This is a genomic window from Streptomyces sp. NPDC059455 (genome assembly GCF_042750115.1).
Taxonomy (GTDB): domain Bacteria; phylum Actinomycetota; class Actinomycetes; order Streptomycetales; family Streptomycetaceae; genus Streptomyces; species Streptomyces endocoffeicus.
The window spans coordinates 20,565-31,231 of sequence record NZ_JBHYVB010000141.1 but is presented as its reverse complement, the minus strand read 5'-3'; the positions used below and the strand labels follow the sequence as shown (position 1 = coordinate 31,231).

9 protein-coding genes and 1 pseudogene are annotated in these 10,667 nt (G+C 70.5%); 5 read left to right on the top strand and 5 right to left on the bottom strand.

What is annotated here, in order from left to right; genetic code table 11:
• Nucleotides 1-51 precede the first annotated feature (51 nt).
• Together ACFXB5_RS37065 and ACFXB5_RS37060 are read right to left on the bottom strand one after the other, a co-directional pair.
• On the bottom strand, nucleotides 52-1,023 hold the full coding sequence (locus ACFXB5_RS37065; protein WP_385216633.1) for a hypothetical protein: 972 nt from the start codon (nucleotides 1,021-1,023) through the stop codon (nucleotides 52-54).
• A gap of 96 nt (nucleotides 1,024-1,119) precedes the next feature.
• Nucleotides 1,120-1,362 (bottom strand): hypothetical protein, encoded by a 243-nt coding sequence (locus ACFXB5_RS37060; protein ID WP_385216630.1) that lies wholly within the window; start codon nucleotides 1,360-1,362, stop codon nucleotides 1,120-1,122.
• Nucleotides 1,363-1,616: 254 nt separating this feature from the next.
• Between ACFXB5_RS37060 and ACFXB5_RS37055 the strand changes: the two are divergent.
• A pseudogene (locus ACFXB5_RS37055) lies at nucleotides 1,617-2,636 on the top strand (transposase); the annotation flags it as partial.
• Between the two features lie 42 nt (nucleotides 2,637-2,678).
• Nucleotides 2,679-3,653, top strand: coding sequence for a tyrosine-type recombinase/integrase (locus ACFXB5_RS37050; protein WP_385216627.1), 975 nt, complete (start codon nucleotides 2,679-2,681; stop codon nucleotides 3,651-3,653).
• 47 nt (nucleotides 3,654-3,700) lie between these two features.
• On the opposite strand, the gene ACFXB5_RS37045 is transcribed toward ACFXB5_RS37050, so the two are convergent.
• Nucleotides 3,701-4,669 carry an alpha/beta hydrolase gene (locus tag ACFXB5_RS37045; protein WP_385216624.1) on the bottom strand — a complete coding sequence of 323 codons (969 nt, stop codon included), beginning with the start codon at nucleotides 4,667-4,669 and terminating at the stop codon, nucleotides 3,701-3,703.
• Between the two features lie 104 nt (nucleotides 4,670-4,773).
• Nucleotides 4,774-5,091 carry a putative quinol monooxygenase gene (locus ACFXB5_RS37040; RefSeq protein ID WP_385216621.1) on the bottom strand — a complete coding sequence of 106 codons (318 nt, stop codon included), beginning with the start codon at nucleotides 5,089-5,091 and terminating at the stop codon, nucleotides 4,774-4,776.
• A gap of 149 nt (nucleotides 5,092-5,240) precedes the next feature.
• On the opposite strand from ACFXB5_RS37040, the gene ACFXB5_RS37035 reads away from it, so the two are divergent.
• The 3 genes from ACFXB5_RS37035 to ACFXB5_RS37025 all read left to right on the top strand — a co-directional run bounded on the left by ACFXB5_RS37035 (nucleotide 5,241) and on the right by ACFXB5_RS37025 (nucleotide 7,395).
• A complete protein-coding gene (locus tag ACFXB5_RS37035; protein WP_385216618.1) occupies nucleotides 5,241-6,146 on the top strand; it encodes an AraC family transcriptional regulator N-terminal domain-containing protein in 906 nt (301 codons plus the stop codon).
• Between the two features lie 159 nt (nucleotides 6,147-6,305).
• Nucleotides 6,306-7,055, top strand: coding sequence for an SDR family oxidoreductase (locus tag ACFXB5_RS37030; RefSeq protein WP_026250522.1), 750 nt, complete (start codon nucleotides 6,306-6,308; stop codon nucleotides 7,053-7,055).
• Between the two features lie 91 nt (nucleotides 7,056-7,146).
• The gene (locus ACFXB5_RS37025) at nucleotides 7,147-7,395 is read left to right on the top strand and encodes a hypothetical protein (RefSeq protein WP_385216615.1); all 249 of its coding nucleotides are present in this window, start codon (nucleotides 7,147-7,149) and stop codon (nucleotides 7,393-7,395) included.
• A gap of 2 nt (nucleotides 7,396-7,397) precedes the next feature.
• On the opposite strand, the gene ACFXB5_RS37020 is transcribed toward ACFXB5_RS37025, so the two are convergent.
• Nucleotides 7,398-10,397 (bottom strand): Tn3 family transposase, encoded by a 3,000-nt coding sequence (locus ACFXB5_RS37020; protein WP_385216612.1) that lies wholly within the window; start codon nucleotides 10,395-10,397, stop codon nucleotides 7,398-7,400.
• Nucleotides 10,398-10,667 lie beyond the last annotated feature (270 nt).

Sequence of the window (10,667 nt, the reverse complement as noted above, 5' to 3'; positions counted from 1 at the left end):
CAAGAGGGTGTTCAGGTCTTGCGTCACAACATGATCTTGAACACCCTCTCCTCATGCCTGACACCTGGCCCAAGACATCGGACTTACTCGTCTAGTGATCGCCAGGGCGGCCTCGGCGTCCCGGTGGTTCCCGTTGGCGGCGGAATGGGCCAGGACATCGGCCAGGACGGTGCGGGCGGTGGCGGCCAGCGGGTTGTCCTCGGGGGCCGATCCGATCACGTCCCGCAACAGGGCTGCGGCCCGTTCCAGATACCCCGGGTCACCGCTGCGCTGGGCCAGCAGCCAGTCGAGATTGGAGGCCATCGTCCCTTCAAGGAGCCCCACTTCGGCGGCGAAGTTCCGCGTCCGGTTGTCGAGGTGCGGGACCAGGCCCGGGTCCAGTTCGAGAACGACTGGCCAGTCGGCACGGTCGGCGGCCTCCGGCTCCAGCGCTGCCGGGGCCAGCTCGCCGTAGTCCGCGATGCCCGGCGCCAGCACGTCCGCCAACAGCAGCAGGTACGCGTGGAGCTTCGCGACGCGGGCCCGCTCCGGCGTGTTCGACGGCAGCCCTGGCAGGGCCTGCCGGGCCAGGTCGACAGCGCGGAGGACGCCCTCGGCGCGGGCCGCTGGTGTGCCCGTGCCCGGTCCGACCGCGCGGACGAGCGCGCCCAGCAGCGGGATGCCGGCCGGATCCAGCCGTATCTCGACCAGCGCGCCGCTGTCCCGGTCCGGACGCGAGCCGTTCAGTTCCATGAACAGCCACACCAGCAGGCGCGTGAACCGCGCGGTGCTGAGGGAGGATGCCAGGGACACCGGGCCTTGGATGGCGTCGGCGACCGAATCGGGGGCCGGTCGCGCCAGCGGCTGGTCGCTCCGCCGCCGCACCGCCGCGGTCGACTTGTGGAACTCCAGGTCCAACGGGGCCCGTGCGATGCGCTCGACGACCTCCCGGGCCTCCGTCAGGTCCGCGCGCGTCGGCTCGGGTGCCGCGGCGTCGGCGACTTCGCCCAGCAACAGGCCGACCAGCACCGTCCGGGCCTCCACCGCCGGCAGGTGGGTGACCGGCAGGGCGCGGTCGGCCCAGCGCAGGTGGCGCAGCGCCGTCTCCCGTTCCCCGGGGCCCGGGTCGCCGCCGTGGGCTTACCGCAGACCGAGCAGGGCGCCTAGCTGGGGCACGACGAACGCCCGGTCCGGGCAGTCCGGCGGCAGTAGCTCCTCGACGGCGGTCAGCCGGTCGATCACTCGGAGCAGCGCGGCGGACTCCAGCATGCCGTCGGCGTTGCCGCTCAGCAGCTCCCGGGCCTCCCGGACGGCGGCGACGGCCCGTGCCCGGAGCTCGTCCGGCGCGCCGTCGTCGGTCGGGTGTTCCCCCTCGCCCGTCACCGCGTCCCCCTTCCCCGCCCCGACTTCCCCGCCCCGACTTCCCCGCCGCGGACCTGGTCGCGTTCCTCGTAGTCCGGCTCGTGCCGGTCCGGTCTTCAAAGAGGGGCGCCCTGCTCGCGACGCCTCGCTGCCTTGTCGGATCGCCAAGTACGCCCAGTACGAGGGCGTTCCTCCGCCTTGTGATGCTCCCCCAACTACCGCTGGGAGATGCCCCCTGCACCAGACGCCGCTCACGGCCGGACGCCCCAACCGGGCGGCCGGTCTACGCGATCAACCCACTCGCCGTCGCCCGCTATCGGGACCGCCACACCGTCGCGCGCCGCAAGTCTGATGCGGTGGACGCCGCGGCTCTGGCCAACATCCTGCGGGTCGACCGGGACGCGCACCGGCCCCTACCTGCAGACTCGGAGCTTGCCCAGGCCATCGCCGTCCTGGCGCGTGCCCAGCAGGACGCGGTCTGGGACAAGGGTCAGGCCCAGAACAAGCTCCGCTCACAGCTGCGCGAATTCTACCCGGCGATCCTGGCCGCGTTCGCCGAGCACCGTTTCGGCCTGTGTGCCACCGAGGCCCGCACCATCCTGGCGGCCGCCCCGACACCCACGGAAGCCGCCCAGCTCACACGCCGCCAGCTTCGGTCCCTGCTCAAACGCGCCGGCCGCGTCCGCGGCATCGAAGCCGAGGCCGACCGGCTATACGAGATCTTCCGCCGCGCCTACATGCACCACCTTCCCCAGGTCGAAGCAGCTTTCGGTCGGCAGACTCTTGCGCTGCTACGGCAGCTGAACGCCGCGTGCACCAACGCCGACGAGCTCGAAGCCGCCTGCGCCGAAGTCTTCGACGTGCACCCCGACGCGCCGATCTACACGAGTTTCCCGGGCCTGGGCTCCCTATCCGGGGCCCGGATCCTGGCCGAGATCGGCGACGACCAGGCTCGGTTCGAATGTGCTGGATCGCTGAAGGCGTACGCGGGCAGCGCGCCGGTCACCAGAGCCAGCGGAAAGAGCTGCGTGGTGCTGAGCCGCAAGGTCAAGAATCAGCGGCTGGCCGCCGTCGGCTACGTCTGGGCCTTCTCCTCCTTGACAAAGTCGCCCGGCGCCAGAGCCCACTACGACCGGCGGCGGAAGGCCGGGGACCGGCACACCGCCGCGCAGCGCAACCTGTTCAACCGGTTCATGGGGATGCTCTACTTCTGTCTCCAGCACCGGGAGCCCTACGACGAGTCGAAGGCATTCCCCAGCCATCTGTCTGCAGAAGTTCTCACCCAGGCCGCTTGACGCACTAACCGCGTGGGATGTCTGTGGCAAGGGGGGGAAGCGGTGCCCGCCGTCGTACAACTGCCCGCAGGGAGGGCGCTGACGGTCCGGTCGGCCGCCGACATCTTCCTGGACTCGCTCGGCAACCCGAACACGGTCCGGAACTACGGGATCGGGGTGGGCAAGACCGCCGAGCGGATCGGTGAGGTCCGGCCGCTCGCGTCGGTCGCGGACGACGAGATCGGCGGGGCCCTGGAGACGCTGTGGGGCCACTCCGCGGCGAACACCTGGAACGCGCGCCGCGCGTCGGTCCTGTCCTGGCTCGGCTGGTGCCGCGAGCGCGGGTACGACGGCCCGGCGGTCCCGGCCTGGGCGAAGCGGATGCCCCGGCCCGACTCGCAGACCCCGGCCCGCTCGAAGATGGCGGTCGACCGGCTGATCGCCCGGCGCGAGGTCGCGCTGCGGGAGAAGACGCTGTGGCGAATGCTCTACGAGACCTGCGCCCGCGCCGAGGAGATCCTGGAAGTCAACATCGAGGAGCTGGACCTCGCCGGGCGCCGGGCCCCGGTGAAGGCCAAGGGCGCCGCCGCCCGCCGCCGGGGCGGCCGGGCGCGGGAGGACTTCGTCCTGGAGACCGTCTACTGGGACGCCGGCACCGCGCGGCTCCTGCCCCGCCTGATCAAGGGCCGCACCCGCGGGCCGGTGTTCGTCACCCATCGCCGCCCCGGTCCGGGGAAGGTCGTGAGCCCGCGCGATGTGTGCCCGGACACCGGCCTCGCCCGCCTCTCCTACGGCCAGGCCCGCGCCCTGCTCGACGCCCACACCGCAGTCGGCGGGGTGCCGGGCACAGGCTGGGACCTGCACGAATACCGCCATTCTGGTCTCACCCACCTCGGCGAGGCCGGGGCCAGCCTGCCCATGCTGATGGCGAAGTCCCGGCACAAGAAGCCGGAGAACGTACGGCGCTACTTCCACCCCTCGGCGGATGCGATCGCCGAGGTCACCAGCCTGCTCGCGCCCGGAGACAGCAGACGCTGAGGTCTTAGCCAAGGCTGAAGCGTACGACCGAAACTCGTCGACTTCACCTATGCGGCGGGGTTCGTGGGCAGGAGCCGGGCGAGCCAGTCGGTGCGGGTTCGGCGGGCTGTGGCCGAGATGTGTGCCTGCGGGTACAGGGCGTCGAATCCGTGGAAGCCGCCTGCCCAGACGTGGAGTTCGGCCTGGCCGCCGGCCGCCCAGATGCGGGTGGCGTAGTCGGTGTCCTCGTCGCGGAAGACTTCGGCGGAGCCGGTGTCGATGTAGGTGGTCGGCAGGCCCGCGAGGTCGTCGGCCAGGGCGGGTGAGACGTATGCGGGTACCTCGTCGTCGGTGAGGTCGCCGAGGAGGCAGCGCCATCCGAATCCGTTCATCTCGCGGGTCCAGACGCCGGGCCCGTTCGAGTACTGGAGGCTGGAGGTGGTGGTGTTGCGGTGGTCGAGCATGGGGCCGATCAGGACTTGGGCGGCGATCGTCGGGGTGCCGAGATCGCGGGCCAGCAGGGTGACGCCGGCGGCGAGGCCGCCGCCCGCGCTGGCGCCTGCGACGATGATCCGGGCGGGGTCGATGCCCAGTTCGGCGGCGTGGTCGGCGATCCAGAGCAGTCCCTGGTAGCAGTCGTCGACCGGGATGGAGCCGGGGGACTCGGGCGCGAGCCGGTAGTCGACGGAGACCACGACGGCGCCGAACTCGTCGAGCCACTCCAGCGGGATGTCGATCTGTGAGAAGCGGTCGCCCATGACCATCCCGCCGCCGTGCATCCAGTAGACGCAGGGTGCGGCAGCGGTGCGATCGCTGTTCGCGGGGCTGAAGACGGACAAGGGGATCGGGGTGCCGTCCGGACTCGCAACGGTGACCTCGCGCCGGTCGATAGCGCGACCTTCGAGGAGGGGTTCGACGGGCATCGAGGAGAAGGGGCGTACCTGCGCCAGCACTTCCGGGCTGAGCTGGGACATCAGCGGCATGTCGGCCAGGAGTTCATGCAGTTCGGGGTCGAGGGAGGGGCGTGCTGTGGTCATGGTCGTTGCCTCTCGTGGGTGGTGGCGGGACGGTCGGGCGAGGACGGGGGCCACCTCGGTGGGCACCGAGGCGGCAGAGGCTGGGGTGTGGGGTGTTCGGCGGGTCAGAGGGCGGATTTGCCGCGGACCGGAACGTAGTCGGTGTACTCGGAGTCCTTGGCGAGCAGCGGGTCGATCTGCGCCACGATGGCGTGGGCGGTCTTGCTGGCGAAGACGCGGTCGTGGTCCTCCTCGCTGGTCCAGCCTTCGGCGACGTGGACGACGTCGGGGTCGGACGTGGAGCGGGAGACGAGGTAGACGAGGCAGTATTCGCTCGCGCCGGGGCTGCCCTCGTTCAGTCCGGTCAGCAGCAGGTCGACGAGTTGGTCGCCCATACCGGGCCTGGCGGTCAGGGTGGCGCTGAAGCCGTAGTTGGCAATCATGGATTCCTTCTCTTCCTCTTCGGTGATGGAGTGCGGTGATTCCATTCAAGCGGGTTGACCTGCGGAAACGTTAGACCGATATTCGTTCGTACTTGCACGATCCTCGCGACTTTGGGAACCGCGGCGCGGAATGGTGCTGCAATGGACGCATGTACCTCGAAGAACTCCGCACCCTGCTGGCCCGCCATGCGCGGCCCGACTGGACCACCGCCGTCGACGGCGTCCTCATCTCGAAGGTCGACCGCCCTGATCCGCCGGCGCCTTCGATGTCCGGCACGCTCCTGGCGGTCATCGCGCAGGGCGCCAAACGCCTCGCTCTGGGTGAGAGGGTGTTCGAGTACGGGCCCGGGCAGTACCTGGTCGCATCCGTCGATCTGCCTGTCACAGGGCAGTTCACCCAGGCCGACCCCAAGCAGCCGGCGCTGGGGTTCGGTCTCGTCCTGGAACCGTCCGCCGTTGCCGGGCTGCTGCTTGAGGCCGGGCCCGGAGACGCCCCCCGGAGCAGCGGGGGCGCGCCGTCGGGGATCGCCGTCAGTGACGCTCCGGCCGCGCTGCTGGACGCGGTGGTCCGGCTGTTGCGCCTGCTCGACGAGCCCCGCGACCGGGCCGTACTGGCCCCGCTGGTCAAGCGCGAGATCCTGTGGCGTCTGATCACCGGCGAGCAGGGTGCGACGGTTCGCCAGCTCGGCCTGGCCGACAGCAGCCTCAGCCACATCTCGCGGGCCGTGCGCTGGATCCGCGAGCACTACGCGCAGCCCTTCCGGGTCGAGGACGTGGCGCGGCAGTCCGGCATGGGCGTCTCCGCCTTCTACCGCAATTTCCAAGCGGTGACCGCGATGAGCCCCATCCAGTTCCAGAAGCAGATCCGGCTCCAGGAGGCCCGGCTGCTGCTCGCCACCCACCCCGGAGACGTCACCGGAGTCGGCCACCGCGTCGGCTACGACAACCCGTCGCAGTTCAGCCGGGAGTACCGCCGCCAGTTCGGCGCGCCCCCCAGCCAGGACGCCGCCCGCCTGCGTCAGGCCGTGCGTGCACCGGCAGGTCTCCTGCCCTGAGCTGGGTGGGCTTTACTGGAGGATCGTGCAAGGAGTAGCGAGGATAGTTCTACTATCTCCGCAGGTCAGAACGATTCAATGGGATCACCGGTTCTCCCGTGGAGCAGGAAAATGCCTGCCCACCCGTATGGATCCCACCACATCGCAAAGGGGCACAACATGAAGACAGTTCTGATCACTGGTACCTCATCCGGGTACGGGCGGGAGACCGCCCTCTACTTCCACTCGCAGGGGTGGAACGTCATCGCCACGATGCGGACGCCGCGTCCAGGCGTCCTTCCTGAGTCGGACCGGCTCCGCGTCATCGAGCTCGACGTGACCAGGCCCGAGAGCATCACCGCCGCGTTCGAGGCCGAGGGCCCCATCGATGTCCTGGTCAACAACGCGGGGGTGCCCTCGATCAGCGTGTTCGAGGGCACCCCCATGGCCCGAGTGCGGGAGGTCTTCGAGACCAACACGTTCGGCGTGATGGCGATGACGCAGGCGGTGCTGCCCCAGTTCCGCGAGCGTGGCTCCGGCGTGGTGGTCAACGTGACCTCGAGCGTGGTGCTGGGGCACATGCCGCTCTCGGCCGTCTACAAGGCGAGCAAGATGGCCATCGAGGGGTTCACCGCATCCCTCGCGCTCGAGCTCGCGCCGTTCGGTGTGCGGGCGAAGACGGTCGAGCCGGGCGCCTGCCTGACGACGAACTTCGCGGCCAACGCGACGAAGGGCGCCTCGCTGGACGAGCTGGTCCCGGCGCCCTACGCACCATGGGCGAAGAAGGCCATGGGCGACTTCACCGGCCAGGACCTGTTCACCAAGGAGAGCGACGTCGCCGAGACAGTGTGGCGAGCCGTGCACGACACGACCGGCCAGCTGCGATTCCCCGCCGGCCCCGACGCGGTCTCGCTCTCCCAGGCGAAGTGATCAGCCGGCAGGCAAGGTCACGCCGCACTGATACCAGGAGCCGGCCCCGCGCCCACGCACCGGGTCGGCTCGCCGTCGGGCGCTCACCCCGATGAACGGGAACCTGACCAACGACGAGAAGCCGGACCGGTTCGCCCTGGGCCACGGTCACCGCCGGGACGCCGTCTACGACCGGCCCGCCTGCCGACAGAAGGCGTACCGGGCACGCCGGGCCGCCGAGCGGATCCGCGAAGCCGTAACAGCTCCGGCCGGTGTGACGGCTCCCGTACCCCTCTCCGGGGCCTGGCCAGCGCAGACGCCTAGGTCAAGATGGTGGCGACCACGACGAGCCATCGTATGACGTCACTCGTCGTCGGTGGCGTCCTTGTCACGCAGCGGGCGCATCCCGCCGGGCAGCTCGGGCAGCTTGAACGAGTACCGGCCGAGCATGTTGATGTGCTGCCGCACGAACGGGGAAAGGCGGGCGACGTCCTCGTCACGCACGTCGAACCCGTCCGTGCGCAGCTGGTTCACAGCGGCGTCCATGTACCGGGTGTTGAAGAGGACGACGGCGTTCAGGACCAGGCCCAGCGCGCCGATCTGGTCCTCCATGCCGTCCTGGTAGCGCTGGTAGAGCTGCCCGGAACGGCCGTGGAAGATCTTCCGGGCGAGGGAGTGGTGGCCCTCCTGGAGGTTGGCCTGCGCCTTGATCTGGCGGCGGTAGCCGGGCTCGTCGGCCAGCCGCAGAATGTGCAGGGACTTGGCGATCCGCCCGTAGTGCGCGACCGCGTCCCCCAGCGGGGTCGGCCGCCCGTCCCGCGACAGCATCCGGATCACGTCGTACGCGCGCACGGCGCCGGTGTGGATGGAGCCGATGATGCGCAGGATGTCCTCCCACTGCCGCTCGATCCGAACGAGGTCGACCCGGCCGCGGGCCGCGTCCTGGAAGGCACCGCAGTCGGCGGCGCGGTCGATGCGCCACATCTTCTGGTCCGGCAGGTCCGCCAGCTGCGGCGCATACGCGAACCCGGCCAGGGTGAGGAGTCCGAAGACGATGTCGGAGTACGAGGCGGTGTCCGTGACGATCGTCTCCGGGCGCTTGCCGCCGTCCCGGTCGTAGAGGACATCGAGCACGTACAGAGAGTCGCGCGGGGTGCCGGCCACCACCTTCCCGCCGAGCCCCGCCGCCTGGTCGTTGATCATGTTCAGCCACGTGGCGCCGCCCCGGCGCCCGAAGTACTTCGGGTTCGGCCGGGCGTAGACCGAGGGGACGGGGACGACGAACCGCATGCCATCCACGGAGGCGACCAGCCCGCCGCCCCACACCTGCGCGAGGCCGATGGACGCCTGGTGCGCGATGAGGGTGGCGTTCGCGGCCCGGTAGGTGGCCAGCCGCAGATACGTCTGGTCAACGTGCGACAACCTGCCGTACTTCAACTCGTCGATCCCGCCGATGACCGGCGTGTAGCCGACGTTGCAGCCGTGCGCGACCAGCAGCGCGGCGACCGTCACGTGCACGTCCTCCAGCCTGGCCTCACCGCCGGTGACCGAGGTGAACGCCTGGTCGGCGCCAGTCCACGAGAACACCTCCAGCAGGACCTCCGGCAGGTCGACGCGGGGCATCATCGCCTCCACCGCCTTCCGCAGGTCGAGCAGGGAGGCGGGTTCGGGCTCCGGCTCCAGGGCGGCGAAATGGAGGCGGCCGTCGTCGTCGAACACGATCTGGGAGGTCGCCGGCACCCGCCCGGCGACCTCCCGGTACGTGCCGTCCAGCAGCGCGGCCCGCGCCGCCAGGTGCTCACCCGCCTCGCCGGGCAGATTCAAAGAGGCCAGCACGGTCGGGCGGACCTGCTCCCACGCCTCGCCGTCCAGCAGCTTCGCCCGCGGGTCACCCCACTTCGAGGAGTTCTTCGCGAACACCTCCAGCCGGCGCAGCAGCCGGTGGAAGGACTCCAGCACGCAGAACACGTACGCCTTCCAGTCCACCGTGCCCGCCTCCAGGTGCGACGCGCTCAGCACGAGGCACCGCCACGAGCCCACCAGCAGCGACGTGTCGATCTCGTCCGGGCCGACCTTCTTGCGCCCCATCAGGTCGGGCAGCGACTTCAGCGCCTTCAGGACCGGCAGCCCCTCCGGGGTCGCGCCGAAGTCGACGACCTGGACTAGGAGCGCCAGGAACGGCCGTACGGTGGGGAACCGGGTGACCAGCATGGTGCGCCAGGCCCCGTCCGCGTCCGAGTCGATCGGCGGCGCCAACTCGAACAGCGCGGCGATCGCGGCGGCCAGCTCCTCGCGCGGCACCACCTCCTCGATCCGCTCCCACATCGCCGTCAGCGTCTCCACCTCCGGCGGACTAATCTCCCCGGACTCCGTGTCGACCTGCTCACTCGTGGTGTCGAACACGACCCGGAACGCGGTCGCCAGCCTGATCCCGGCCCGCTCCATCCTCGGCAGCGTCTTCAGCTTCTGCTTCGCAGTCTCCCGCTCCGCCCGCGCGAGCAGCTTCGTCGCGATCAGCACCTCCAGCAGATCCAGCGCGTCATCGACCGCCCTGCTCGTCAGGTAGACCGCGGTGGCCAGCAGCGTGGCCAGGCGCCGGGAGTCGCCGTGACGTCGCAGCAAGGACGCCTTGCCGTCCACGCCGTACCGCGACAGCTCCGCCAGCCGCCGCGGCGGTATCCCGGACACGTCCAGCTCACCCATCCCGAACGCGTCGATCTCCGCCGCCCGCTCAAGCGCCCACTTCTTCTGGGGCCCGGAGATCCGCACCGGGCCGCGCCGCAGCCGGTCCAGCTCCGACACCCGCGCACCGGGCGGCACGGTCAGCAGGGAGTCGAGCACCGCCCGCTGACCGGCGCTCAGCAGCCCGTAGAGGCTGTCCCACAGCCGCTGGTTCGCCGCCTCCCGCACCGAAGCCACCAGCCGCGCCAGCGTCGTCACACCGGGCAGCAGCACCCGCCGCTCACGCAGCCACCCCACCGACGCGTCGAACAACGCCTTCGGGCCCTCCCCGGTTGTCCACGCCCGCGCGTCCACCCACACCCGCAACTCGGCTTCCGCCTCGGCGAACTCCGTGTACTCCAGGAGCTTCCGCAGCTCACGGACGTGGGCCAGCCGGGTGTTCTCCCGTTCCCCATACGCCTTCAGTGCCGACGCGTCCGCGATGCCGAGCTGCTCGGCGAGGTAGCGGTAGTTCGTTAAATCGGGCGGCGGTGTGGGTTGACGGCCGGTCGGGTTGGTCGTAGGCCGGTGGTAGGAGTCAACTGCCTTGCTGGGGGCTGAAGACGACCGCTCGCCGTCCGTGTCCGCCTGCGCCGGGGCCGTTGGAGGACTACAGGCCCGGTTCGACGACCTCTTCTTCACTCTCGCCCAGCGGCGGGGCTTTCGCGAGTACCTGACCGGACTGCTGGCGCCACGGGAGCGGAACAAGACGATCACCTGCCTGGCAGGGGCGGAACCGGTGGCCGGTGCGGGGATACCGGCGGTGCAGCGGCTGCGGTTCTTCCTGTCCGAGTCGCCCTGGGAGGCCGAGCAGGTCAACGACCGGCGGCCTGAACTGCCGCGCGAGCAGCCGGCGACCGCTCCGCACGACGGCGGGGTCATCGTGATCGACGACTCCGGGGAACCACAAGG

Coding starts and splice junctions, on each gene's coding strand:
- ACFXB5_RS37030 (WP_026250522.1), top strand. CDS start 6,306: ATGAAGACAGTTCTGATCACTGGTACCTCATCCGGGTACGGGCGGGAG.
- ACFXB5_RS37040 (WP_385216621.1), bottom strand. CDS start 5,091: ATGATTGCCAACTACGGCTTCAGCGCCACCCTGACCGCCAGGCCCGGT.
- ACFXB5_RS37045 (WP_385216624.1), bottom strand. CDS start 4,669: ATGACCACAGCACGCCCCTCCCTCGACCCCGAACTGCATGAACTCCTG.
- ACFXB5_RS37025 (WP_385216615.1), top strand. CDS start 7,147: ATGAACGGGAACCTGACCAACGACGAGAAGCCGGACCGGTTCGCCCTG.
- ACFXB5_RS37035 (WP_385216618.1), top strand. CDS start 5,241: ATGTACCTCGAAGAACTCCGCACCCTGCTGGCCCGCCATGCGCGGCCC.